Source organism: Bradyrhizobium sp. Mp27, from assembly GCF_029953005.1.
Classification (GTDB): domain Bacteria; phylum Pseudomonadota; class Alphaproteobacteria; order Rhizobiales; family Xanthobacteraceae; genus Bradyrhizobium; species Bradyrhizobium barranii.
The window spans coordinates 1-24,849 of record NZ_JASAUS010000077.1 but is presented as its reverse complement, the minus strand read 5'-3'; the positions used below and the strand labels follow the sequence as shown (position 1 = coordinate 24,849).

The window sequence follows — 24,849 nt, the reverse complement described above, 5'->3', positions numbered from 1 at the left end:
CTCGAACTGCTGGCCGGCTCCGTAGCCATCGAGCAGCGACTTGCTGACCGACGCCATGCCGCCGGGGATCTTCGCCAGCGCGGCGTCGGACTGCGCCAGTGCCGCATTGAGCGCCTTGTCGCTGGCGATCATGCGAGCGTCGGCGTCGACCTTCTGTTGAGCGCCACGGGTGTAAGCCGTGGCGTCAAAATCAGAGGTAACCCTCAGCGATGAGAGAGCGACGCCAGGCATCAGTATGTGGCCTCATTGGGATTTGGTGCGGGACCGCGGGCGGCTACCCGCCGGCGCTCTTCATCGGCCTGTCGGGCGTCGTCCGACTTACGCTGGACATGCTCGAGGTATTCCTCGTCCAAGGCACCGACCAAGGCGTGGAACGTCTCGAAGGCGGCGCCGCGGATGCGGTACCGTCGCGCATATGCATCGATCGAAAGGAACATGATGGGCGACTCGCCGCCCATGGCGCCGTACTGCCGATCGAACCTCAGCGCGTGCCAGGCCCGCCAGCAGATTTCCGCACCTGGCGGCACGAAGGCATCTTGTGGTCGACCCGCCGCCCCGGAGAACTCCGCGGCGTCGGGATCTTCCTCAGCGAGCTCTGCGAGCCATTCGTCCTTACCCTTCTGCTCGAGCTCATAGCGAAGGGCGGCCCTCAGTTTTTTGCGGTGTTGCCGACGTACTGGACCTCGGAGGTGCCGACACGGCTGGCCGCGATGTAGATCGAGTACCTGACCTTCCGATAGGCCTCGTCGGTCAGGATCTCGGCCGCAGCTTCCGGGGTGTATTCGGCGTCGAGGCCTTCCCAGCCGAGAAGCAGATGCTCGACGGCGAGCTTGCCCATGACCTCGGCGTTGACGTCGTCGGGGATGGGATCGGATCCGTATTTCTCCCCAAGCTTCTTCATCGCCGCGTCGCGGGAAGTTCGGAAGTCGGGGAAATTCGTCGACCGGACGAACCAGCGGATGTTGGGATCGAGATCGACCGCCTTGATCCAGTCGCCTTCCCGCTCCTTTTGCAGGTCGGCTTTGAGGGACTCGAGACGAACGATTTTCTTGGTAGAGGCAGTTTCCGGGGAGGTTTCCATGGGCTTGGTGTCACCTTGAGGGTCAAGGGAAGCCCGGCCAGGGTGCCAGGCGATGAAGCCGGCGATCTTGAGGACACCAATCCTCTACCGGCACCAACCGGTCCAGATCGCGGGTAGATGTTGCACGTTGCAGTGACGAGATGAGGCTCCGCGAGAAAGGCGGACCGATTGTACTAAGCGATTTCCAGCGGCTTGCGAACCGCCTCGACCAGCGCATACCCCGCTGTGGTTAGATGAATGCCGTCAGAGAGGAAATAGGTCAGATCGGCGGTGTTCTGGAGCTGCGAGATGGCCCCGACGTCGGCAACGACGTAGCCATTTGCCGCTGCACCCGCGATCAGCAGAGAGTTATAATAGTTGCGGCAATCGCCCCTGAAATTTCCAGTCCCAACGCCAAAGTTGGTCCGCGAGAGAACTGTCGAGGTGACGATCTTGGTGAATCCTGCCGCCTGCGCAGCCTGCACGTATGGCAGGAAATAGTTGTTGTAGAGGTTCTGCGCAGAGATCGCGTTGCCAGTCTGGGCATCGGCCGTGCTGGTGTAGGTGATGACACCGATATCGTTGGTCGGATCGATGATGTGGATGACGTTCTTGGACTTGGTCGCGTCGAACAGGCCGAGCACACGCGCGCGGTTGGTATAGGCTGTCGCGAGAGTCTGGCCGGCCAGCCCCATGTTGTAGTATTCCCATGCGCGGACGTCGCCTTGCGGGCCACGGCCAAAGCCGCCCTGCCAGCCCGCACTCTGCAGCGAAGCTGCGCCGACGCCGCTCATCAGAGAATTGCCGTCCTCGACAAGTCGGTAAGTCCAGGTGGTGTTGCCGGCGCGATCCGGATTGAACGAAGCATTGAGCGCGTTCTCGACGACCAGGTTCGCCGCCGCGGCGTCAGCTTGCGCATAGATAGCAATGCAGAACACGTCGTTCTGCGAATTGTACTGGTTGTTGAGCGAGCTCTTGCCGAAGCGCATCCCTTGGATCGCAGAGGACGAGATCGCGCCCGTCGCGAACGTCCGCTCGACACCGTCGAACCGCGCACGGACGTTGGATCCACCGCACACGGTCGTGATCGTCTGCAAATGGCTGCGCGGGAAATACGTGTTGAAGATCAGACTCCCGAAATTCGCACCTAGACCGCCACCAGAGCCGAGCAGGAACGAATTCGAGGTGGCGAATCCCGTGTCGGAAAAACCCTCCCAGATGAGGTTCTGCTGGTTGGGGCAGTGGTCAACCATCATCATGTAGACGCTGATGGCCTGCCGGTTGAGGCCGGCCAACACCGGCGTATCGAGCCACTTCGCGACCGCGCTCTGCGGCCACGTGTCGAAGGTGATCGGCCGGATACCCGCCCACTCATTCAGCGGAGAGAAGATTGGACGGTTGGCGTCGGTCGCCTGGACAAGATCCAGACCATTGCCTGACTGGTCGTAGACCTTGGCGATGGTCAAGGCGGACCCAGCCGCAAAGCTATCCGCCGTCGCCTTGTCAACGATATTCCCGGCGAAGCCGATATCCATCTGTGCGCTATCGGACGCGCGCTGCACCCGGATGCAACTTCCCGTCCACGTCGAAAGGCGAGTGGTGGAGTAGACCGCCTTAAGGTTGGTCGCCGGGATCGAGATCGCGGGCGCCTCCGGTATGCCCAGCGCCGAGCGGATTGCAGGCCCCATCTGCATTTGCCAGCCGTTATGGCCGGTGTCGGTTCGATGCACGTTGTCGGTACCGACCCAGGTGTCGGCATTGCCGTCGCCAGTCGTGGCGCCGACGCGGCCCGTGCCATGTTCCCAGTCGGCGGCCCAACTATCGACGAAGAAAACCAAGCGACCGTACCGGCTATCGGCTTGAACGGCGGCCTTGATCGCGTCGGCTCGGGCTTGCGTCGGAGTGAAGGCCCCCGAGACGCCGCGGCGGGGCGGCCCTACTTGAATGTAAGGCACCCCCGGGAGCGCCGTGGCTAAAGCGTTGAGAAACGCCGTTACCTCAGCTTGCAGCGCTGCTGGCGTCGGGGATTGATCGTTGTACCCTGGTAGACCGATGATCAGGTCGGGATTGCGCGGCGTGATCTCGTTCGGGATGCGCGCCCGCATCGTCTCGGTCCCGGCGATGTTCGTCGTCAGATAGCCCGTGCCGCCCTGCCCCTGCGCCAGAACGTTGTGCACGCCCAGCGCTTCCTTGAGCCTGTGCGCCATGCCGAGCAGGTTCGACGTCGCGCCCGTTCCTGCCACATGACTGTCGCCAATCACGAGGATCTTGGGCCCGCCCGGATCGTACTTCGTGATGGTGCCAGCGACGTCGACGCCGGCAAAAAACAGGAAGTTCTCGAACTCGATGCGGTACCGGCGCGGCGCCACCGATCCGTTGGCGATCTTGACGCGATGGCCGCTGAAATCGGCCAGCGCCTGGATGTCGGTGCGCGGCTGCAAGGCAGTTGCCTTGAAGCCGTTGCCGTCGAGAACGTCAATCGAGATGCGGTAGGCGCATTGAGTACCGAGCTGCGCCACGAACGAGATATCAACGTCCGCATCCGATGTCTGAAAATAGACCGAGCTTGTGCCTTGATAGCCGTTGCCCGTGCCGTAGTTAGAGCCCGCGCCCTTTGCCCAGAACGCTCCCGGAGGGCCGGAGGACGCCTGCGTGGCGACCACGCCACCGACATAGGTGAACAGCGGATCGGTCGCGGTGTACTTCGAGTCGTAGTTGCCGGGGACAACCGAGCTATTGGCGTTCGCCGTCGCGTTCATCGTGATGGTCGGAGGCGACACCATCGCGACAAGAGGCTTTGCCGCGAGCCCATTCGCCCGCAGCAGCGCGATCTTGGCTGGCACCCCTCCCCCAAGGGAAGCGCCTGGCTGAAGAAGAGATGGAACGCCGATCTGCATTTCAGGCGGCCGTGCTACCAAAGAGACGGAATGTGTTGCGCGAGAACGCGATGAGCGAAAGCATCACGAACTGGGCCGACGTCTTCAGTTGGTTGCTAGGTTCGTTGAGTGTGACGCCGACTCCTGCGGCCCCCGCGGCCACCGCAACAGTCACCTGCCCGGCTCCGCCTTGGCTGATGCCACAGAAAAAGTCGGGTCGTAGCGAGTTAGGGACTGAAACCGTAACCGCAGATCCGGCCGTAAAGTCCAATATCCTCGCGTGGTGCGCATCATTGTCGAGCGTCACCGCCGTGCCGGCTATGGAGACGATTTTTGCGCCAGCATAGAGGCCGATGTCCTCGACAGGAATTGCCCCCTCGGTCTTGCTCGACGGAGCAAAGCCAAGCGCCGTTCGCAGATATTGCGGGATATTCAGCGCCATCATCTACCTCCGAAAGGCAAGTCTCGTTGAGATCGCATCACTCGACGTAGGGGAGACGGTCGAGGATGATGTGGGCGTTTGTCGCCACGTCCTGGGCCGCCTGCCAGTCGAAATCCGCCATCACGTCGGTGTTCTTCGCCGTGGCTTGCGGGTTGCCGCCGCCGCGGTAGATCGCCCGCGGGATCTGGAAGAACAGGGTCTGGCCGTTCTTCGTGACGCGAGAATTGATCTGCCGCGGCGTGCCGTTGTAGAAGGCCTCGACCTCGTCCTTGCTGCCGAAGTACGTCGTCAGCTTACCCGTAACGGTGCACTCGCCGTCCGCGATATCAACCGGCGCATCGGAGTCGACGGCGTCGCGGGACCGAAGGTTGTTGTTGATCTGGAGCGTGAACCCCTTCGCCCAATTCGGCGCGCCAAGCTGGACCTGGTTCACGCCGAGGCGACCGACGTTCGCATTCGCCGCCATCACGACGCCGGTCGTAACGGCGTCAGGCGCGGCATCCAGCGTCGTGGTGCTGATGCCGCCACCCATGCCGGTAAAGGCGACCGAGCCCTTGATCTTGTCGCCGCTCGTCATATCGACGCTGAAGGTGTTCGCGCACATGCCGAGGTTGGTGATGTAGGAGGGCACCGGCTGCGCCAGGAACCCCTTCTCGATCGAGAGGGAGTTTTTCGTTACGCCGTTCTTGATCTGGTCGCCGAAGAACACCCAAATCGTCTTGCCGGTACCGGCGTCAGTCGTCCAACCCGACGGGAGGTTATCCAGCGTCAGCTTGTTGGCCGCGATGCCGGTGACGCGGGCGTACGCGGCCGCGCGCGCCTTGGTGCCGGCCGAGATCAGGAAAGCGAACTGAGTGCCAGCCGCACTGCCGCCGACCTTCACTGCCTGCCCGACTGCCAATCCAAGCGTCGTGAAGTCGAGAGCGGTCGAGCCCAGACCGTCGGCCAGCGCCGTGAGGTCACCGGACGCACCAGCAAAACCGACGACCTTAAGCGATGCCGTGCCGGGAGGCGCCATCTCGGCGACCAAGCCGGTGGCACCGACAACCGTCGTTGCCGTCGATGCGCTCGCCCTGAAGATCTGGTTGTTGGCGGCCTGGCCAAAGCCCTTGGCCTGGACGAGATGGCCGACCTTCACCGCGGTACCGCCGGCGTTCACCGCATACGTGCTCGCCACGGTGCCGGCATCGGTGATGATGCTGTCCGCGGTGCCGTCGTTGAAAAACTGCGGCGTGTTCACCCAGGCATTCTCGAATGCCGACATGATGATCTCGGACATCGGCGAGAGATCATCGGGGTAAGAGAGCTCGAAGTTGATGCCGCCCTGCGAGACCTGGTTGGTCTTGATCGGATCACCGAGCATGCGGTCATCGCGGAGCTCTTCCGAATCCACGTACGTCGGCGCGAAGCTCAACGACTCGCCGGTAATGCGCATCTTGCGCATGCGCGGGGTGTTGGGCGTCACGCCCAGCGTCGACTCCCTCACGCAGACAACCTGGGTTCTATTGGCCGACGTCATCGATCGCTCTCCCAAAGAAAACGGCGCCCGAAGGCGCCTTGCGTGAGATCAGAAATTGTGAGGCTGGCTACTTCTCGGAGCCCGCAACCGCCGGCGCCGCGACCATCTTGTTCTCGGGAGGCGCGACCGGAGGCTTCGAAGTTTGCGCCTTGATGAATTCGCCCCGCTCGAGCGTCTCGATGGTGTGCGGCGACACGTCGTCGGTCTCCTCGACGGTGTTGGCTCCCTCGACGTCCGGCTTGAAGCGGCGGTTGGTCGAGTTGAAAGGCTTCAGAACGTCGTATTTCATTGGCGGGCTCCTAGTGCGCGTCGATGACGCGCCATTCGATGCTGACGGACATCAGGTAGTAGTTGGCATTTTCCTTCCCCGGGTCGCCGGCGCCGAGATCGGCGTCCATGAACTCGAGGAGTCCGCTCATCAGCGTGTTGTTGCCGCGGAAGAGATTGGCAAGACCCTTCGCGAGCCGGCGTGCCTCTTTCGAGCCGGTACCGCGCGGCGTGAAGACATGAAGCCAGAGCGTCCCGCCTTCATCCCACCGGTTCGAGCCTTGGTCGCCGGCGCCGATCGACTCTTGGCCGTAAAGCTCGCTGTTGAGCATGACGAGAACCCAGGTCGAGACATCACCCGCCGGCGGTCCATCACTTTCGTTCTCGTAGACCAGCGTGCCGTCGGCCGGATCCCATGCGCCCGGCACCCAAGCCCCGCTGATCAGGTCCGTGTAGCCGAGATAGGCCTGGACGGCGGCGAACACCGGATCGTCGGGGAACGCCATCAGAGCACCTTCATCGACAACACCAGAGCCGGATATGTCATCTGAGCTCCGGCCATGGTGTCGGACCGCAGCTTTGTCCGCGCGAATGGCCGGTAGCCGCGGCGGAAGCGCCCCTTCAGGACATAGCCGCCCGGCAACGGGATCATGGTGCGTTTCGCGATGACGAAGTTGCCGAAGCGCGCCATCACCGCCTTGCGGACGTCCTCGACGATGCCCGGCGGCACCGTCATCCGCATGTGGCCGACGTCGATCTTACGGGCATACGGGCGATTGTTGGTCAGGACCACCGTCGAGTTGATCGGGATATCGTCGAAGCTTTTCACGACGCCGCCGGGCGTCATGATGAACCACGATTTCTTGTAATCGCCGGACTTCTCGGGCGATCGCTCCACCGCGGTCTGGAGCGCGAATTCTACGATCTCGCGCCACCAATGGAAGACGTACAGGATCGGGCCCGGCGGCACGACGGTCTCTTCCTGTGCGCCGAGGCGACCGTTGACGTACCTCTCGTACCGTTCCGACCCCTCGCCTTCTTGGATCGCGTTGGCGAGCTCGGATCGAGCGAAGGCGGCCAACTCCTTGCCGATGTTCTCCGGCGCGATGCCGGCCGTGGCCAATTGCAGATCCTTGGCGAAGGTCGATATCCGCGGCATTCAGCTGCCGGTCGTCCGGAGCTCGTAGCAGCCCTGGTACTCGCGATGATCAGGATCCACGGTGTCGATCGTGGTCGGAGTGACGAACGCGTCACCGAGATAAATCCGATCACCCTTGACCGGCGGGATCGGGAAGCCCTTCGCCGCCAACTCAAGTTTCGAGACCGTGATCAGACGCATCCCGGCCGTGATGCCTTTGACCAACTCGTCCGGCGTGTAGTTCCTGACCGTCGCCTTAAGGTCAGCGCGGCTCGCCACAGTCTGAGGCGTGGTCTTCGTCATCCGACGGATGCTGATCACCTGGCCACGCCGGTTGATAGCCTCGCGGGCGCGATCTGCGGCGGCCTGGTCCATCACATCGGCTCGTAACAGTAGGGATCGAGCAGCCCGGTCAATTCCGGCGGCAACCCACTGGTATCACCACCGCCGCCGGAAACTGCGCCGACCCAGAAGTCGAGGCGCTCGATATCGGTCACCCACTGCGATTTGACCAATGGGTCGCGGGTGCGCGCCGCGCGCGTGGCCTTGATCAGCGAGATCACGCAAGCCTCGATGTCTTCCGGCAGCGTCGGGTTGGCGTCCCCAGGAAGCTTCCAGCCGGCATCGAACCGGATGACGGTCCGATCCGTCGGCTGGAATGATAGCGAGGTCAAATTGCCGTCCCAGACGCGGCGGAGCATGCCGGCCGGTCCATCGAGTTCATAGCCGGTATCGGCGATGGCGGTATCTCCAACCATCACCGAGGCGATTTCAGCCACCGGCTTCCGCGCCAGGACAAGCTCGCATCCCTGCGACCGCATCCAAGGGCTCCGGGCAAACTTCTGCTCGAGCGTCTCGAAGCCGATCGTCCGCGTCCCGTCCTGGGCGTACGGCACGTTCATGTAGGAGCAGATCCGCGACGTCATCTGCTTGATCGCCCGCTGGAGATACGGGTCCTCGGAATGGTCGGCGTCGGAGATGCCGAGATCCGCCTTCAGATTGGCGAGGGTCGTGATGTCCTTGTTGGCCGCCGGCGTGATTACGGTGAACATGCGGCCCTCTCAAAGCAGTCCGGGGGCACGCGGCCCCCGGGATCTTCGCGAGTTCTGAGCCGGCTTAGCCGGAGACAACCGGTCCATCGGCCGCCTTGAGAGCGGCGACGAGATCGGCTTTCGCAGACTTGCCGGAGATGTCGACCTTGCGCGCATCGGCCAAGGCCTTGAGCTCGTCGACCGTCAGGGCATCGTAATTGCCGGCCGCGATCGCCGCCTTGACCTCGTCGTCATGCTTCAGAAGCGCGATCCAGTCGGCCTTCTTGGTGGCCTTGCTGCTGTCGAGACCGCGGCGGTCGGATTCGGCGCGCAGCTGCTCGACGTTCATCTTGTCGTAGGGCTGCTGCTCGCCGCCCCCCTGTCCGTCGCCCTGGCCACCCTGATTGGACCAGACGTCCGCCTTTTCAGGCAGTCCGCGGGCACGCCGGCCAAAATTCTCGGCGGCGTCCATCGCTTCCTGCTTGTTGTGGAACGGCTCGTCCTTGTTCAGCTTGACGCCGCCGGCATCGAACAGATCCCAGCCGGGACCTTCGAGGCTGGGCTCGACGCGGTAGCCAATCAGCACCTGCCGCGGCGGCACTTCAACGTCGCGGTTCTTTGCCAAGAAACCTGCCTCTTGGATCTCTTCGTCCGTCGGCACCCTGGCCGTCTCCTGCGCGATCGCAGCCTTGGCTGTGACCGCATCCATTTCCACAATCTGGCCGTCCTGACGGCCGGCGAGTTGAAGCACGTACATGGTTCACTTCTCCGTTCTGCTACACCCTCGAACAGCCGAGACCGCGATAACGCGGTCCCGACTCGTTCGTTGCGCGCTTAGTCGGTGAGCGCCGACGGCGGCGTTGCGGAAGCGAAGCGCGGCCCGCTGAGGATCCAATACGCCTGGGTGATGTTGGCCGCGTTGGAGGCGCCCGTCGACATATAGACGCAGTCGAACGGGATCGCCGCGTTGATATCGAGGTAGGCCGGATCGACCTCGAAGATCACCATCTTGTTCTTGACCGCCGCATCGGTGGTGAAGTTGACCGCATCGGCCTGGCGCGTCTTGGTGTCGCCAAGCGACGTGTCCAGGTTCGTCCAGATGCGGACGGGGTTGGTGATCGCCTTGCCACCCGCCTTCGCGACGGTCTGCGCCTGAAGGATCGACAGCAAGATGGTGGCAGCGTTGCCCTGAGTGATGTGGACCACGAGCCAGGCCTTCGAATAGTTCTTGAGGCTGACAGCGTTGGCCTGCGCGCGACCGGCAGCGTCCGCCGCCGGGGCAAGCGCCTCGACGATCTGAAACTGCTCCGGGAAGGTGAATTTCGCCATGTTTTTGGCTCCAGATTTCGGGATGGGGTGAAGGGCCGCCGCCGATCGCGGCGACCCCGACTATCAGTGACCTTCCGCCGCGATCAGCGGGCCTGGAGGGTGACGAACGGCGACTGCGAGTTCGACCCCTTGTACGGGGTACGCGCCGTGCGCCACTTCGGCTGACCGTTGAAGCGGTAGACGAAGCGGAAGCAGGTCTCGTCGTAGATGAAGCGGACGTGGATCGAGGACGCCTGCTGCATCTGCCCCTTGTCGATCGCGAGATACGCGGTCGGGTCGAACAGGATGATGTCGCCGAGACCGCTGAGGGTGTTGTTGTACTCGGTCGGGATGACCGGACGCCCCTGCAGTTTGGCGTAAGCGCTGTCGGTCGGCGGCGTGTAGCTCACATAGGCCGGGAGACCGCCGACGATCTGCGAGTTGTCGACGTTGAACACCGGCATGCTGAGCTGGCCGAACATCGGCTCGACGTCCGGGTTGATCAACCACACAGCGTTCTTGCGGCTGCGCATCGGCAGGCGCGACCACATCTTGAGGATGTTCATCGACAGCAGCGTGTTGGCCGCCTGGTTGGCCTCCTTCGAGACCGTGACCAGCGCGCCGCTGTTCAGGATGCCGAGCGGCATACCGACACCGGTGCCGTTCACGATGGCGTCTTCGAGTTTGAACGTGAACTCGGTGTTGAACGCCTCCTTGAGCCAAGGCTCGAGGACCGCCGCATCCTGGAGGGACTCGTCGGTCGCGTAGCAGAGGCCGGTCAGCTTATCGAGCTCCATCGAGATCTGACGGAACTTCGGCTGGGTGGCGGTCTTCTGCTGGGCCTCACCGGTCCAGAACGCCTGGATGCCGCCGGCGCGGGAGCCGTTGGCGCGGCTGGTCTCGTCGACACCGTTGAGGCGGATGCCGTTCGAGTTGGCCGAGAGGCCGATCTTGCCCGGGTTGATCAGCGACAGGATGTCGCCGCCGGCGTAGAGGTCATCCAGCAACTGATCCTGGAAATCGCTCTGCACCAGGAAACCGCCCTCCGAGCCCACGCTCTCGTTGACGCCGGTCGGGCCTGCCGACTGCACCATGACGAGGCGGCGATCGGGCGTGGAGTTGGGGATGCCGGCGCGCGCGATCGCCATCATCTGCTCGCCGAAGGAGCCGAACTTCTCGGGCTGCTGCTTCGGCTCGGCCGGGACGCGCGCGGCGCGCTCGGCCGGGGTATCGGCGCTGAGATGGCTCGCCGACTCCATGCCGCGACGCTCTTCCATGAGCAACTCCTCGCGGGCGATCTCGGCGTTGACCGTCGCGAGTTCGCTCGGGATCTCGGCGGAGGTGGCGGTGGCCGGGGTCGTCGAGGTGATGCGGTTCAGCCGCGACATCTCATCCGGCGTGATGGTGTTGGCATCGAGCTTCGCTGCCAGAGCGCCGGCCTCGACGAGGAGGTCTGCCTTCTTCTGGCGAAGAACTTTGATACGCATTTCGCGTCTCCAATAAAAAAGGCGCCCGTGTTCGGGGCGCCTTGGTTGGGATGGACTCGTCGGAAGTTGCGGTCTCGACAGAGCCCGCGTTTGCACGCGAAGATCGGGGTCGCTACAGCGCCCCTACTCCGCGAATTCGGATGTCAGATCAGGGGCGCGCGCCGAGCGCGATGAAGGGCGACTGCGTCAGCGTCGCGTTTCTTGGGGTGACCGGGGTCATCCAGGCCGGGCTGCCGTCGACGCGGTAGCGCAGCTTGAATGCTGTCTCGTCGGTCACGTACTGGACGTGGATGCTGCGCTCGATCGGGTCGGAGGCTTGCGACAGCAGATACTGGCCGAAATCGCACAGCATGATGTCGCCGATGTTGCCGATGGTCGGGTTGTATTCGCAAACCTCAACCGGGATCGTCAGAAGTCGCATGACGCCGGCGGCGTCCGCGACCACAACGGGAGCGCCAGCCGCATTGGTCATCTGGAGCAGAAGATTGAACACGTCGCTGTTCATCACCCACACGGCGGTCGCAAAGGATGCGGGCCACAGACGGCCGACCATCTTGGCGAGGTTCGCATACAACACGGATTGCGAGGCTTGGGCACCCTCTGCCGGGACAACGATCAGCGCCCTTGAATTGAGAACGCCCAGCGGCACACCGGCGCCGGTACCGTTGATGATCTTGTCCTCGATCGTGAACTGCATCTCGAGCGACATAACGCGCTCCAGGAACGCGCTCAGCGCCGGTACATCCTCGGTGAGCTCATCCGTCGCATAGATGATGGTCAGAAGCTTCTTCAACAGAAGCCCGACCTGATCGAACTTCGGCTTCGAAGCTGTCGGGGCTTGGCCTTCATCGACCCACCAACTCCGGACGCCACCAAACCGCGATCCGTCGACTCGGCTGGTCTCGCTGATTGCCGGAACCTTCACACCGGCCCTGCGGGTGATCGGCTGCGGCGCGCAGTGCCTAATGATACGGCCAGTCGCATAGATCCGCATCCAGATCTCGGATGCTACGGTTTCCGGCACGAGGAAGCCGCCGATCGAGGCTTGCCCCTCGCCGATGCCGGTCGCGGTCGCCTGCGGTACGAGCCCTTCGATGTTGCGATGACCGTTGCCGTACGCGATCAGCGCGGTAACCAGCGCCTCGAGATCGGCATGCCGGATGGGTGCGTTCATGATGACCGCCGTTTTCTGCGAGTGATGGGGCTTGGCGATCAGGCCGCGAGGATCGCGAGACGGACGCGAACGCGCTCGGCTTCAGCCTTGTTGTCCGGCGTTTCCGCCGGCGCCTCGGGCTCCGTCGTGGCTTCCGGCTCAGCGCCAGGCGGCGGCGTGAAGGAACTGTTTTCCTCCAGCTTGCAGATCCACACACCAGACGCCGTCTCGTGGATCTTGGTGTAGACCGCGGCACCATTGGCGACAGCGATCGTGATAGTGCCGTTGGCCTCGAGGAGGCATCGGTCGGCCCCGCCCTTGATGACCTCGGGATCGATCCGCACCTTCGCTGGCCAGGGGCCGTCGGCATAGGTAGTGATGACGCCGGGCGCACTGACCTGGCGGAAGACCAGGCTTTCACATCCTTCTGTGAGCAGCACGTCCATGTCGACCTTGAGCGGCGCCTTGGGATCGTACGCGGCCTCTTCCGCCGCAGGCTCGGCCTGCTCCGGCTCCGCAGTCTGGTCGCCGGAGGCGCGCCGACGATTGGCCTCCTGTGACATGTCGGGGATCCCCCAGCTCGCCAGCGCGCCCTGGATGGTGGAGATGTCGTCGATCATGCCCAGTTTCTTCGCCATCTGGGCGTCGTAGACGCGGCCCTTGCCGAACTTGTCCATGACGACCTGTGCGGTGACGCCGCGGCCGCGCGCCACGGCATTCACGAAGTCAGAATACGTGCCGTCGACCTGCGATTGGAAGAAAGCCTTGCCCTCGGCGCTCAGCGGCTCCGACGAATTGCCCTCGGTCTTGTACTCGCCGGCGTAGATGTACGTCGGCTTGATCCCCATGTCGGCCAGCATCGCGGAACAGTCGTAGTGACACATGAAGACGCCGATCGAGCCGACGTCAGCCGACGGGACGCCGATGATCGTTTCGGCCTGGCTCGCAATCCAATACATCGCGGATGCCGCCAGCGGATTGATCAGCGCAACGACCTGCTTTTTCTTGCGGGCCGCGAAGACCGCATCGGCAGCCTCCTGCGTGCCGGTGACGTAGCCGCCCGGACTGTCGCAATCGATGAAGATCGTCTCGATGCTTGGATCCGCCGCCAGGCGGCCGATGACCTGCGAGAGGCGCAGGGTCGAAAAGGCATAGGGCTGGTACTCGACGTCGTACATCGCGATGCCGTGACACGACACCAGCGCGGTAAAGCGACCGGTCTTGGTGCCCGGCACGATCACCGGCGCAGCCATCTTCTCGGCGCGCTGCCGGGCCGCCTCGATGTCGGTCCCCTCGTCCTCGACACAGAAGCTGCGCGCGGACTCGGTGCGGTCCAGGAACATCTCACGCAGCTCGGCATCATCGACGCTGCCGCGGACAATCCGCTCCAGCAGCGGCGTCATGGCGGCGCCAATACCGTTTCGCATGTCAAACGCAAGCACCCGGCCGTTGACTGAGCGGATCTCACGCTTGAATCGGCGCATCGTTCCCATGTTCGACCTCGTGCTGTTTCAGAACGGCGGCGATCGTTGCCGCGAGTTTCTCTTCACGCGTCTCGAGGAGAGCGTGCCAATCGTTTGCTCCGAGCGCTTCGCGCTTCTGGAATTCGCAGTAGGCGCGGGCTCCATCCCGACGGATGTCGAGCATCTTCATGACGCTGCTGACGTGCCCGCCGTAGAAGGCCTTGATCCAATCCCGCATGCCGTCCGCATCGCCGGCATGGCGGACGAGCGCCTTGCCGAAGGCCTTATTTTCCTTGTCGGCGAGACGCCGCGCGCGGGCGTCGGGCGAATTGTCCTCGATCGCGGGTGTCTCGGCCGGTGCGGCAAGTGCGGCTGGCTGCTTAGCACCTGCTGCGCCGCCGCCGGGGTTCGTGCCCTGGGGCAGAACGTCGGCCCATGGCTCCGATCGCCGATTCCAGCCTTCCCACTGCCGGGCTTCGTTCTGCGTCAGCCAGGCCGGTGTGCCGCCGGCGCCGAGCGCCTTCGAGATGTAATCGGCACGAGCCTGCAGATTGCCCTTCTCGAGATCGTCGAAATCGTACGCGACTTCGTAGACGCCCTTGGCGAGGATGAGATCGCGCCGGATCGCCTGGACGATGCGGCGGGCCCAGGGCCGGATGGTGTAGCGGACAAAGTTGAGCGACTGCTCCTCGACCGTTGACCGGTTCGTGGTGTCGTCGATGCCGAGCATGTGCGGCGGGATGCGCCAGAACCGCGCGACCTCAAGCAGTTGCCACTTCCGGGCTTCGAGCAGCTGGGCCTCGGAGGCCAGCATCGAAGCCTTTTCGTATTTGATCCCGTCCTGCAGGATCATCGGTCGGCCGACGTTGTTGCCGCCGGCAAACATCTCGACCAGTTTCGTGATCAGCCGGCGCTGTGCCTCCGGCGACATCTTCTTCTGGGACGACAGGAAGCCGCCCATGTTGAGATTATTCGAGAAGATCCTCGAAGCATAATTGTCGGCGGCGATGCCGAGACCGATTGCGTCGGCGGCGATATCGACCGCACGCAAACCGTTGACGCCGTCGCTGGACAGTCCCGGGATCCGGAACATCTCCTCCTGCAACAGCGTCCGCGTGGCGCCGGTGAACGGATCCGTGATCTTGAACCGTAGCGTGCCGTCGCGGATGACCTCGGTCGTCACCCGGTCGGTGTGCAGTGAGACCAACTGGTCGACGGCACCGCGCGCGCCAGGCTTGATCTCGGCGAAACCGACGCCGCGCAGTGCGGCATGCAAAATGGTCGTTTCCCAGAACTCGACCGCGGTCTGGATGCCGTTCGGTTGATACCGGATCAGTTCGCCTATCGGGTGCGAGTTGAACTCCTCGCGGTCTCCGTTGGGCTGCACCCGATAGACTGACATCGGGAGCGATGCCATCGTTTCGGCGAGCACCTTGACGCACGAATAAACCGCGGAGGCGCGCAGGGCGATATCAGCGGTGACGCGGATGCCGGCCTTCGATTTCCGGCCGAGCTCGGAGTACCAAAAGTCGTCATCATCGCGCTCAATCGCGTCCGTGACGTCGGCCGCCCAGCGATCGAGTTGTGATCGCGGAGCGAATGCGCCCGCGAGCGTGTCTCTCCAACCCATGGGCGATCTGTCCTGATGAGTTGCGGGTTACCGGCGCGCGGCGCCCGAGGCAGCCAGCATCACACCAGAACGTCTTCTTCTTCGTAGGCAGAGCCGGCGGCTTCCGGATTCATCGACATCAGCGAGACCGCATCGAACAGGGCCATCAGCGGATCGATCTTGCCGGTCCCGCTCGCCTGCTTGTTGATCACCACGGCGTTGCCCCGCTGCTCTGCCTTCGCGTTCCCGATGCACCAGGCCATCAGCTTCGAGCCGTCGTGGATCAGTTCACCGCCGGCGACCTTGCGTTCAGTGTCCTTGATGGCACCGTTGAGCTTCCAACCCTGGGCGATACCGACGATGCGGTCCTTTTCGAAGCCTCGCTCCTCGCTGGTGAGCTCATCGACGATGGAGCCGATGCCGGCGGCGTCGACCGCGATCGCGGGGCCTTCCGCGAGCTTACCGGCTTCCTCGATCGTCATGACGATGTCGGCCACGGCGACCACATCCTCGCCCGGCTTCTCGACGATGGTCAGCGTGCCTTCCTTGACGAAATCCAGGAGCGCGTTCGCGATCTCCATGCGCCGGACCAGGACGATCTTGTGCGCCCAGGCCCGACACCACAGCAGCCACCTGCCCGTCTTTCGCTCACGGCCGAGAACGGCGAGACCGAGCAAGTCGTCGAGCCCGCCGCCGTCGATGCCGACGACAACCACTTCAGACCGCCGGAGCAATTCCTCGAATGAGGAAACCTTCTCCGGGGTCTTCTCCCAGAAGTCGGCGCCAGCCCAGCGATCGGAGCGAAGCCGCAGGCCGACCTCGATGTTGAAGTGCTGCGAGGCGAGAAGAGCCAGCGCCGCAGCGCCGGTACGCTTCGCCTTGATCAATTGTGTGGTCAGGAACACCGGGTCGACCGATCGCCCGTAGTTCGGGTTGATCATCGGCCAGAACTTCTCGTCCTGCCATTCCTCGCTGTCCTGGATCTTGTACGGGAGCTCGTACAGGATCGGCAGCAGCGGCAGCACTACCTTGCCGTCGCGAACATCGCGCGCGGTCTGCAACTCGTCCTTGAACACGCCGACGGGCGGATCCTTGGACTGGGTCGTGATCTGGATCATGAACCCGTCGGGCCGTGACGCCAGCGAACCGCGGATTTCCGTGAAGATGTCTGCCGCCTTCGCTTTTGCGGCAAATTCGTGCGTCTCGTCGACCAGAATGAAGGTCGCCTTCGACCCGGTGATGACGTCCTTGTCGGCCGCCTTGATCATGATCACCGCACCGGTGCGGCGGTGTGTCAGGGTCCGCTGGTGCACCTGCGGGTGGAAGAGCTTCTTGAGCTCGGTGTCCAGCTTGATGATGCCGTGCGCCTGCTTGAAGGCGATGTCGGCAATCTTCTTCGTCGGCGCGATCAGCAGCAATTCGGCTTCCGGCCGCCGGTTCATGATCGCCGCGGTGACCATGATCGCGGCCGCCACGGAGGACTTGCCGTTCTTCTTCGGCACCAGGAGGAAATACTCCTGGACCATCCGCCGCTTGATCGAGGCGTCGTATGAACCGAAGACGACCCGAACCAGGTCGAACACCCACTCGTCGCACGCCTCTCCGTGCGTCCAATATTGGCCGTTCGCGTGCGGCTCGATGTCGGGGACCTTCAGCCGCTTGAAGATCCGAAGCGCCTTCTCGGCCTCGGCGTCGAACAGCCTCAGGTTCGGCGGGATGAGCGACTTCCGCTCGAGTATCCGGCTCTCCCAGTCGGGAAGCGCGGTCCGCCAATCGCGGACGACCAGCCCCATGGGCCTAGTTCGGCTTCACGCCGGGCTGCGGCGCCATAGGATCGAGATCGCTGCCCCACTCCGTTCCGGCGCCGGCCGTCATGGCTTCTTCCTGGGCGGCGTCCTTCTTGCCCTGGTAGGCTCGCGGCGCGCGCGGTGCCGGAGCCGGCTCAGCCGCTCCCTGGACTTTGTCGTCAGCGGCCGCCAGCAGGCTGTGCTGCATGTAGGCCTTCTGCGCCGAAACGTTGCCGCCGACGCCGGCCTTGAACATCGCCTCGAGCATCGCGGCCTGCTTCCTTGAGCGCCCCCGCTTGAGCTCGGCGCCGAAGTGCTTCTTCAGCGAGTTCACGGCCATATCCACAGCGGCCGCAATTTCCTCGACCGCCATTCCGCCGCCGATCAGGATCTCGACCTTTTCCCGATCGGACGCGGTGACCTTGATCTCGGGCCGGCCGGCGCTTTTGCGCTTTCCCTTTTTGGCCGCCTTGGCGCGCGACTTCGCCTTCGCAGCTTTGCCGCGGGCCTTACGCTCAACCATCCTGGGATTCCTTAGCCGGCCTTCCGGAACATCGAGTTCGTCCCGTCGGCCAAAGCCCGAACCGCAGATGCGGTGTCATGGCTGACATGGTCGGCGAAGGCGTGGTCAACGAACACGGGCACGCGCAGGCCGACCAACCGATCCGCAGCCGCGCGGTTCTTGATCACCTCGATCCGAGTGCGTCCAAGCACCTCGGATCCGCGCAGGGTCAGGATCATGTCGCGGACATACGAGCGCAGCGGGTCGGTGTGCACCACGACGACCGATCCGGTCTCAGGCAGCTTTTCGACCATCGCTTTCGTCTGACCGGTGCCGCGCATGAATTTCCCGTTTTTCTCGAAATCGTCAAAAATGACGCCAGAACCCAAAATTTCGGCCGACCCAAAAAAATCTCCAAATGAGACCCCTGGCGGTCGGCCCCCGCGGTTTGCCCGGGAATTCACCCCCCCCCGGGGTGGTGGGCGGCTTTTGCTGGCGAAACGGCCGGGTTTGGGGCTGTTTTGCCTCGTTTCGCCCGATTGATGCGATGCTAAGGCCTGGCCGAGGCGGCTATGGTGGTACCTGGCAAGCCGGCGCGCCGCGCCGCGCGGCAATCCCTCGCCTCTACGGCTAGCGTTGTCTGGTAGTGACGGGTTGACGTGGCAGGCAAGCGCCGAGGCCTCGGCGCCTAGCTCTGCTCTGGCCATAGCGCCGCATGGTGCGGGGCGCTGTCACTTGGCAAGCCGTCCCATGCGTCGGCCGTTGCGTCCCGCTCAATCCTGATAACGGGCAGTGCCACAACGCTACCGACGGCGCCGCGCTCTAAGGCCGGCCGATCATGTGGCCGGCCAGCTGCCGGCCTAAAGCCGACGATATCACCCACGACGGACGAAGTCGTAACGGTGCGGGTTGACGGTATCGAGGACATGGGGGCGCACCTGTGCGCCTCGTCAGACAAGATGTGCGGCCGCATCAATCGGGCCCAAAAGCCGCACTCTCACGAATAGGACGGGTTAATCACCGTGCCTGCTGTGAATCAGTTCCGGAGTCGGCTGTCAAATCCGGTTCCGCGCAAAACCCGTTGACGATTGCAAGCCGAGGCCTCGGCCTTTCCCTGATTTGTGATAGTTGCCGGCTTAGATACCCGGGAAGAGTCACGGCGGAGTGAAAACAGAATGACCGGCAAGCCTCGCAAATCGACGATTAGCAAAACCGTGGCGCGGTCCCGCGCCTATGCCTCGGCCGCCACCGCACAGCGAATCACGGCGGCCGAATTCCAGGCCTGGCAAGCCGAGTTAGACCTTTCCAATGGGGAGGCCGCGGCCGTTCTATTCATCTCGCCGAATACCGTTACAGCTGCACGGCAGAACGGCGGGACGGCCGAGCTAGGCCTTAAATGTCGCGCCGTGCTTGCCGGTATCGGCGCCGCGGATGCATGGGCGGACGTCCGGCGCCTCGGCCGAGTGCACAAGGCGATGCGCGAATGATCCCGCCGCGACCGCGCCGGCCGAGCTATTCGAGGCCTCGGCCGTCACTGGTTAGTGACAGATACGGCGCTGTTTCTGCATTTTCGCAACTTATTTTCACTGAATTGCATTTTCCCTCTTGACGGCCAGCCGCTGATATAGGCATGTGCGGGACACGAAACGCGCGATTGTGCGCAACCGAAAAGGCCGGCCGACATGGCTAAGCAAATCTCCCGGATTAACTACGGTTTCATTCCTGGCAACGCTATCGGCCTCGTTACTCTAACCGCGACGCTTCCAACGCGCGCCGGCCGTATCGCGTCGAATTCAGCTATCGCAACTCGGCCGACGTTTGGGAATTCCGCACCGCTAAGCGCGCTTTTGCCTGCTATCGCGGCGAATGTTTCAAGCGCCGTCACGGTTTCGAGCCGGCCGCGGTGGAGGCTTAAGCCATGCAAGCCTTTATCGCCTTTTGCATCGCCAACCCCATGTTTCCGGCCGCTATCCTTTTCGCCGTGTCCGTTCTCGCCTGGATCATTCTTGCGGCTTTCGAGTGCAGCGATGTTTCCCCGCGATCTCGGCGCCGCGCGCGCCGGCGCCGCTACGTCCGCCGCTAGTTTTTATCCGCGCGATTGTGCGCAAAACCAAAGGGATTCGATCATGACTGTTGATTGCCGCGATTTGGAACAGTTCCTCGCAGTAATTGCCGGCCTTGTACGCGAAGGCATTGGCTTTAGGGCGGACGCGGGCAATCTGCGGATTAGCCTTACAGGTTCTCACTAGCCTACCAGTCAACCTAACCGCGCGATTGTGCGCAACTCAGAAGGAAGTCGAGACCATGCTTAAGCCCGCCCTTGTCGCGATGCTCAACCATGCGGATAGCCTCATTCGCGCGCGCGAATGGCATGCAGCGCACCGCGTGCTTTGCGCCGCGCACCGCATCGCGGAAAAAGATCAGACCATCGCACCGCATCGCCTCGCCAAGATTCGCGAAGCGCGCGCCGTGCTCGTCCCCTACCTTTCGCGCCACTAAGGACGCGCGATCATGGCAACCGATTTGACGGCCGAGGCAAAGCAAGGTTTCGAGGCGCCGGCCGAGGCGCGCAATCCTTTCTATCATTCGAGTGCATCGGGCATTGCATGGGATTGCGGCCGCTGGCTGCAGCAAACCGGCCGGACCGCACCGCGCGCCGTCCGTATGTCGCGCGGCTATTCGATCCGCGCAAACGATATGCTGATTAGCTGGAATCCGAAGGATAGCAGCTGCCAGCGTATTAACTGAGGTTTGCAGTTTAAGCCGAGGCCGCGGCGCCTCGGCTTAGCCGGCAACCCTGCCGAAACCGCGCGATTGTGCGCAACCACGAAAGGAAACGACTATGCGTTATGCCCGTCATGAGACTGATCGCAAGCCGAACGATAAGCGGACTCGCCGATTTGCTGCACGTCACGGAAAACGCGCCTTTCTGAATTCGTGCACCTAAGCGGAGGCGGCGCCAATGGCACGTTTCGGAAATGATCCACGATGGATTGTTACGAAGTTTCCGGCAAGCGATCGTACCGGCCGCTTTATCCCCGTGGGAACGCGCGCGTTTTACTTTCCCCAAAGCCGCCGCATGCTTACCGGCGCCGAGGCCGAGCAAGCTAGCCGCGACTTTGAGGCCGCGCGGTTTGACGAAGGCAATTGACGTTGCCACGGTGCGGCGCCGAGGCGCGCCGCACAAGGGAACGCCAAAGCGGACCATGCGCAATTGTGCGCAACTCGAAAAGGGATTTGGACTAAATGAGCGATCTTGCGTCGATAAATACCGAAAGCCGGCTTTATGTCATACGCGCGGCCGGCGGCTATTCCTGCTTAGGTTTCGACGTCGCGGAGAAATGGGCGCGCGGAGTCGCGGCCTGGCTTCCTGCTAGTGACGTCCCCGCGGGATTCGGCGCCTTCAAACCCGGCACGTTCCAGCATTATCAGGTTTACCGCGCCGTCATGGCGGCCGGCGCGCGACATGCGGAACGGACAAAAACGCGTTGCCCGGCTTTGCTGGAATCGCGATTGATCGGCCTGGAAGGAAAGCGCGTGCACGTTACGGCGCCAGATTACAACGCGCGTTTTTGGGTTGGCAAATCGACGGGTTGGCTTCCTATCCATCTCGAAATTGAAAGCCGCAATTCGTCGGGTGGAGGCGGAGTCTATTTGCCCGACGGCGCCTCAATCCAAGTTATCCGCTAACCCGCGCGATTGTGCGCAACTCGAAAGGCTAGACTATGACTCCGAAGTTTCGCTTTCGCTGCAGCTATATGGGGACGGTTGCGTATGCCGTCACAACCGCAACCGAAACCTTTGAGGTTTCATTCCGCCATAGTGTTTCCGATTATGAACTCTCGATTGCAAACGGTGACGACGTCCGCCGCGCGATGCAAACCGGAATCGGAATGCTTGTCCGCGGTGCCAATCCGTTGCCGGCCGATATCGTTTGCGCGTTCAATGCCTGGCGCGCCGCGCAACATGCCTCGGCCATGGCCACGTTTGACTCACAACCGGAACGCTACGGCTTTATCGGTCCGGACGATGAATTGCGCCGGCCGCCCATGATCGCGCGCGCGGCCTCCTATGATCGCGCCACGGGCTGGACTCCGGTTTGCGAAATGGAGGCCGCATAATGTTTAGTCCTAGTGACGTTTCGCAGCTGCAAGCTATGTCGGCCGCGGCCGGTCGAATTAGCAACATGATCCATACGCGCGCCGTTCAAGCCTATTGCCAAGCTTTCGGCGCTGCATACGACCGCGACTCCCGGCTTTGCATGTCGATTATTCACAATTCCATCATTGATTTTGATCGCGGCCGGTCGTGGAGCGGAGTCGACTATTCACATATGCGGCGCGCGCGTTGGCTTTGCGAAAAAGGTTTAGAGCCTAGCCGCCTCGTTACGGCTTGGTATCGCCGCAAATCCGGCTTGAAAGCGGAGGCTTAGACCATGATTGAACGAATTACGCTAAACGCGCATCCCTCGAATCTTGACGCAAACGCGCGTCTTGTTTCCGGACCGCGCGAAAGGCTTTCCATTTTCTCGGTTTCTGGCGGTTATGTCGCGGCCGATAAAAAAGGCGCATTGCCCGGCTTGCACCAATCCGAGGCCGCGGCGCGCGCGGCATTGCATCGCGATCATGCGGCCGAGGCAATCGGCTATTGGCATTCGGTTTGCCGGCGCTATGACGCTGGCAATGCTGCCGGCGCTGATATGTCACTTGCGCGGAAAGATGCAATCCGCGCGCTGCAGAAAGCCGAGGCGGCCGGCGCCGATTGCTCGGAATTGCGCGCGCAAAATCGATTGAACGATTGAGGGAAAGGAACCGAACCAATGAAAACCGCGCGTTTCTGGCACTATCACAAATCCGGCGCCGTCAAGATCAAGTTGCGGCCTGGCCAGACGGTGCACCATTCGCACGGCGGCCGGACGGACGAAGGATGGCACCGCGAAAGCAATGCCTTTCAATTCGACGGCCGCACCGTAACCGTTGAATGGTGCAACGACGGCGCCGATTGTGACGGCCGGCTAACCCGTAGCGGAATCAGCCATTGCGCGGCGGACCGCTTGACGGCCGGTTATCACGATACCGAAACCGGAGAAAGTTTCCCGGATTGGCAGGAAGGCGAATCCAGCCAACGCGACTATGCGGCCGAGGCGGCCGGCTATTGAGGGAAATTAGGCAATGACGTTTGCAGAGTATCAAGCCGCCTCGGCCGCACTAGAGCAAGCCTTGCGCGACGCAACGGCATGCCATGACGCAATCCGGGACACATTGGCGGCCGAGCTCGGAATTCCCGCGCGCGGTGCAATGGGATTGACTCCCGATGCTATCAAATTCGCACCGCGCTACCGGTCCGCAAAGCTTGCGCTAGATCGCGCCGTAGCAACGTCCCGCGCGTTTCATGGCCAATATGCCGGCCGGTTCAAGAAAGAGATTCGCGCCGCAATCGACGCGCGGCGCCTGGCCAAACTGCAGAGCTAATCCGCCTCGGCCTCGGCCGAGCAATCCAACCGGCGCGATTGTGCGCAAACTTGAAAGGAACGTTTCCCATGCATCAGATTGATTTGACGGCGGCGCGCGCGGCGAAAGCCTCCGAACGTAAGACGCTGGCCATTCTCGCCTATGACAATGCCTGTCAGGATCCTGGCGCGGCTAACTGGCGCGCCGTTGCGGATTTGCTGCGATTGGCTATCCCTGCCACAAAAGCCGCGCCCAAAGCCTCGGCCGAGGCGCCGGAAAGCCGTTTCGCACCATGGGCGGATTATGCCATACCGCAATCCGCGAACGGCCGGCGGCTTGGTAAATCGCCCGTGCTTACCGTCACGTTTGCATGCGGCGCCGTTGTCCGCGCGCCGGCCGTTTCATTGCCTGGCAAGCCGCTAAATATCGGCCGAGGCCTCCGGATTGCTTTCGCTTACTACCGCGCGCGGATTGCGCGCGCCGCGGCCGGTGCCTTCTCCGCTGATTCCTATATCGTCACGATTCCCGCAATCGCTTCCATCGCGTGCGACAACGGCGCCGAATTCGACGCGACCGATTGCAGCGAACGGACGGCCGAGGCGCGCCGCGGCACATTCGACGCAATCGCGTTGACGGCCGAGGCCGAGGCTTTGCCGGAGAAGGCGCCGGACGAAGGCTTGACGCGCACCGAATTCATGCGGCTGCAGTATGGAATCGCTTTGGCCGAGGCCGAGCAAGCCGGCGCCGATGAAAGCCGCGCGGCCGAGCTATCGGCGCGCATTGAAGATAGGCGGTTGCGGCTTTCTGGAATGTCGCGGCTGGAAATTGACGTTCGTCGGATGGATATCCAGGCCGAGGCGCGCCGGCAAGCCGACGCGGCCGCCCTTGCGGCGGAGAAGGCGGCCGAGGCCGCGAAAGCCGAGGCCGAGGCGCCGCGCCTCCGGCTTGTAACGGCGGCCGAGGCGCCGGCCGAGCAACCGGCCGCGGCGGACGTCGCGCCGGCCGCGCGTCCCGCGGCGCCGCGCCTGGCCGCGCGCTTCCTGGCGTCAACGTCGCTCGGCGCGCCGGTCGCGCGCCTCCCGCTTGCGCCTCGATTTGGCGCCTCGGCCTACCCCCTCGGCTACGGCTGATTTTGGAAGGACACGACATGCGGAAGGCCTCGATTAACGAACGCAACGCATTGTTTGGCGCATTGAAGCAAGCCGCACCGGGTGGAGTCCTGCTTTACCCTGGCCATAGGTTTGAAACCGCGGCGCGCGAATTCGAGGCCGAGGGATTGGCCAGCCTTGAATCCCGCGATGTTATCGACGGCGGAGGCTTTCGCGTAGCCAAGGCTTGGAAGTAATCACTCGGCCGCGGCCGGTTTCCATCGCGCGATTGTGCGCAACTCGAAAGGAGCAAAACAACATGCGGAAGAAAGAGAATCCGAACAAAGAAAAGGCGCGCCAGCTGGCGCAACAGATCGCCAACATGACGGACGAACAAAAGGCGCAATGGCTAACGCGCGTGCCTATCTTGACGATTGAGGGGCGGCCAATCTCCGGTAAACACCAGTTACTGGCCGCGATGCAATGCCAGACCGCAACCATGGTCGGGGGCTTCCAACAACGGATTGCGGCCGGTCGCGTTGTCCGGGAAGGCGAAAGCCCCCGTGGGTCGGTCAAAATCCCCCGGGTATGGTCACTTGAAACTCCCCCACCTGATGATCGCCGTCAGCGCCGCTGAACAGCAGTAGCCGGTCAGGCAGGACGTTTATG

At 62.9% G+C, this 24,849-nt stretch carries 31 protein-coding genes; 12 read left to right on the top strand and 19 right to left on the bottom strand.

Translation table 11 applies throughout. The annotated features are described in order from the left end of the window. Positions 1-230 precede the first annotated feature (230 nt). The 19 genes from QJT78_RS30700 to QJT78_RS30610 form a co-directional block, all read right to left on the bottom strand. Positions 231-527, bottom strand: a complete 297-nt coding sequence (locus tag QJT78_RS30700; protein ID WP_041960511.1) for a hypothetical protein — start codon at positions 525-527, stop codon at positions 231-233. A 122-nt stretch (positions 528-649) separates the two neighbouring features. Then, entirely contained in the window at positions 650-1,081 is a 432-nt protein-coding gene (locus tag QJT78_RS30695; protein ID WP_028151848.1) for a hypothetical protein, read from the bottom strand. Positions 1,082-1,254: 173 nt separating this feature from the next. Then, positions 1,255-3,957 (bottom strand): SGNH/GDSL hydrolase family protein, encoded by a 2,703-nt coding sequence (locus QJT78_RS30690; RefSeq protein ID WP_080586586.1) that lies wholly within the window; start codon positions 3,955-3,957, stop codon positions 1,255-1,257. Between the two features lies 1 nt (position 3,958). Beyond that, entirely contained in the window at positions 3,959-4,381 is a 423-nt protein-coding gene (locus QJT78_RS30685; RefSeq protein WP_038943323.1) for a hypothetical protein, read from the bottom strand. Positions 4,382-4,415: 34 nt separating this feature from the next. After that, positions 4,416-5,897 carry a phage tail tube protein gene (locus QJT78_RS30680; protein ID WP_038943324.1) on the bottom strand — a complete coding sequence of 494 codons (1,482 nt, stop codon included), beginning with the start codon at positions 5,895-5,897 and terminating at the stop codon, positions 4,416-4,418. A gap of 67 nt (positions 5,898-5,964) precedes the next feature. Continuing rightward, positions 5,965-6,186 carry a hypothetical protein gene (locus QJT78_RS30675; RefSeq protein WP_038943325.1) on the bottom strand — a complete coding sequence of 74 codons (222 nt, stop codon included), beginning with the start codon at positions 6,184-6,186 and terminating at the stop codon, positions 5,965-5,967. Positions 6,187-6,196: 10 nt separating this feature from the next. Further along, on the bottom strand, positions 6,197-6,670 hold the full coding sequence (locus tag QJT78_RS30670) for a phage tail terminator-like protein (protein WP_038943326.1): 474 nt from the start codon (positions 6,668-6,670) through the stop codon (positions 6,197-6,199). Then, positions 6,670-7,323 (bottom strand): hypothetical protein, encoded by a 654-nt coding sequence (locus QJT78_RS30665; protein ID WP_038943327.1) that lies wholly within the window; start codon positions 7,321-7,323, stop codon positions 6,670-6,672. Before QJT78_RS30665 ends, QJT78_RS30670 begins: the two co-directional genes overlap by 1 nt. After that, positions 7,324-7,677, bottom strand: coding sequence for a hypothetical protein (locus QJT78_RS30660; RefSeq protein ID WP_028151840.1), 354 nt, complete (start codon positions 7,675-7,677; stop codon positions 7,324-7,326). It abuts the gene before it with no gap. Then, complete coding sequence (locus QJT78_RS30655) at positions 7,677-8,354, bottom strand: hypothetical protein (RefSeq protein ID WP_028151839.1); 678 nt, start codon at positions 8,352-8,354, stop codon at positions 7,677-7,679. Before QJT78_RS30655 ends, QJT78_RS30660 begins: the two co-directional genes overlap by 1 nt. A gap of 64 nt (positions 8,355-8,418) precedes the next feature. Beyond that, the gene (locus QJT78_RS30650) at positions 8,419-9,090 is read right to left on the bottom strand and encodes an SAP domain-containing protein (protein ID WP_038943330.1); all 672 of its coding nucleotides are present in this window, start codon (positions 9,088-9,090) and stop codon (positions 8,419-8,421) included. A 77-nt stretch (positions 9,091-9,167) separates the two neighbouring features. Beyond that, a complete protein-coding gene (locus QJT78_RS30645; RefSeq protein WP_049807625.1) occupies positions 9,168-9,662 on the bottom strand; it encodes a hypothetical protein in 495 nt (164 codons plus the stop codon). An 83-nt stretch (positions 9,663-9,745) separates the two neighbouring features. Beyond that, entirely contained in the window at positions 9,746-11,128 is a 1,383-nt protein-coding gene (locus QJT78_RS30640; protein WP_049807626.1) for a phage major capsid protein, read from the bottom strand. A gap of 148 nt (positions 11,129-11,276) precedes the next feature. Next, positions 11,277-12,302 carry a phage major capsid protein gene (locus QJT78_RS30635; protein ID WP_049807627.1) on the bottom strand — a complete coding sequence of 342 codons (1,026 nt, stop codon included), beginning with the start codon at positions 12,300-12,302 and terminating at the stop codon, positions 11,277-11,279. Positions 12,303-12,340: 38 nt separating this feature from the next. Further along, positions 12,341-13,708 carry a S49 family peptidase gene (locus QJT78_RS30630; RefSeq protein ID WP_157791151.1) on the bottom strand — a complete coding sequence of 456 codons (1,368 nt, stop codon included), beginning with the start codon at positions 13,706-13,708 and terminating at the stop codon, positions 12,341-12,343. A gap of 37 nt (positions 13,709-13,745) precedes the next feature. Further along, on the bottom strand, positions 13,746-15,374 hold the full coding sequence (locus QJT78_RS30625; RefSeq protein ID WP_038943335.1) for a phage portal protein: 1,629 nt from the start codon (positions 15,372-15,374) through the stop codon (positions 13,746-13,748). Positions 15,375-15,433: 59 nt separating this feature from the next. Beyond that, positions 15,434-17,146: a terminase large subunit gene (locus QJT78_RS30620; RefSeq protein ID WP_038943336.1), complete on the bottom strand. Its 1,713-nt coding sequence runs from the start codon at positions 17,144-17,146 to the stop codon at positions 15,434-15,436. A 4-nt stretch (positions 17,147-17,150) separates the two neighbouring features. Continuing rightward, complete coding sequence (locus QJT78_RS30615) at positions 17,151-17,663, bottom strand: hypothetical protein (RefSeq protein ID WP_028151835.1); 513 nt, start codon at positions 17,661-17,663, stop codon at positions 17,151-17,153. A gap of 11 nt (positions 17,664-17,674) precedes the next feature. Further along, positions 17,675-17,983, bottom strand: a complete 309-nt coding sequence (locus QJT78_RS30610; protein WP_157791152.1) for a hypothetical protein — start codon at positions 17,981-17,983, stop codon at positions 17,675-17,677. 834 nt (positions 17,984-18,817) lie between these two features. Between QJT78_RS30610 and QJT78_RS30605 the strand changes: the two genes are divergently transcribed. The 12 genes from QJT78_RS30605 (at position 18,818) to QJT78_RS30550 (ending at position 24,817) form a co-directional block, all read left to right on the top strand. Further along, positions 18,818-19,129: a hypothetical protein gene (locus tag QJT78_RS30605; protein ID WP_157790142.1), complete on the top strand. Its 312-nt coding sequence runs from the start codon at positions 18,818-18,820 to the stop codon at positions 19,127-19,129. Positions 19,130-19,946: 817 nt separating this feature from the next. Next, entirely contained in the window at positions 19,947-20,141 is a 195-nt protein-coding gene (locus tag QJT78_RS30600; RefSeq protein WP_038943339.1) for a hypothetical protein, read from the top strand. 12 nt (positions 20,142-20,153) lie between these two features. Continuing rightward, positions 20,154-20,390 (top strand): hypothetical protein, encoded by a 237-nt coding sequence (locus QJT78_RS30595; RefSeq protein ID WP_038943340.1) that lies wholly within the window; start codon positions 20,154-20,156, stop codon positions 20,388-20,390. 214 nt (positions 20,391-20,604) lie between these two features. Next, complete coding sequence (locus QJT78_RS30590) at positions 20,605-20,793, top strand: hypothetical protein (protein WP_157790141.1); 189 nt, start codon at positions 20,605-20,607, stop codon at positions 20,791-20,793. Positions 20,794-20,888: 95 nt separating this feature from the next. Beyond that, on the top strand, positions 20,889-21,332 hold the full coding sequence (locus QJT78_RS30585) for a hypothetical protein (RefSeq protein ID WP_049807629.1): 444 nt from the start codon (positions 20,889-20,891) through the stop codon (positions 21,330-21,332). Positions 21,333-21,367: 35 nt separating this feature from the next. Continuing rightward, positions 21,368-21,763 (top strand): hypothetical protein, encoded by a 396-nt coding sequence (locus QJT78_RS30580; protein ID WP_038943343.1) that lies wholly within the window; start codon positions 21,368-21,370, stop codon positions 21,761-21,763. A gap of 314 nt (positions 21,764-22,077) precedes the next feature. After that, the gene (locus QJT78_RS30575; RefSeq protein WP_281460389.1) at positions 22,078-22,443 is read left to right on the top strand and encodes a hypothetical protein; all 366 of its coding nucleotides are present in this window, start codon (positions 22,078-22,080) and stop codon (positions 22,441-22,443) included. A gap of 18 nt (positions 22,444-22,461) precedes the next feature. Continuing rightward, positions 22,462-22,800: a hypothetical protein gene (locus QJT78_RS30570; protein ID WP_038943346.1), complete on the top strand. Its 339-nt coding sequence runs from the start codon at positions 22,462-22,464 to the stop codon at positions 22,798-22,800. A 13-nt stretch (positions 22,801-22,813) separates the two neighbouring features. Beyond that, positions 22,814-23,113: a hypothetical protein gene (locus QJT78_RS30565; RefSeq protein ID WP_038943349.1), complete on the top strand. Its 300-nt coding sequence runs from the start codon at positions 22,814-22,816 to the stop codon at positions 23,111-23,113. A gap of 68 nt (positions 23,114-23,181) precedes the next feature. Then, positions 23,182-24,222 (top strand): hypothetical protein, encoded by a 1,041-nt coding sequence (locus tag QJT78_RS30560; RefSeq protein WP_281460388.1) that lies wholly within the window; start codon positions 23,182-23,184, stop codon positions 24,220-24,222. 17 nt (positions 24,223-24,239) lie between these two features. Next, on the top strand, positions 24,240-24,437 hold the full coding sequence (locus QJT78_RS30555) for a hypothetical protein (RefSeq protein WP_038943352.1): 198 nt from the start codon (positions 24,240-24,242) through the stop codon (positions 24,435-24,437). 62 nt (positions 24,438-24,499) lie between these two features. Then, positions 24,500-24,817, top strand: coding sequence for a hypothetical protein (locus QJT78_RS30550; RefSeq protein WP_281460387.1), 318 nt, complete (start codon positions 24,500-24,502; stop codon positions 24,815-24,817). Positions 24,818-24,849: the final 32 nt, after the last annotated feature.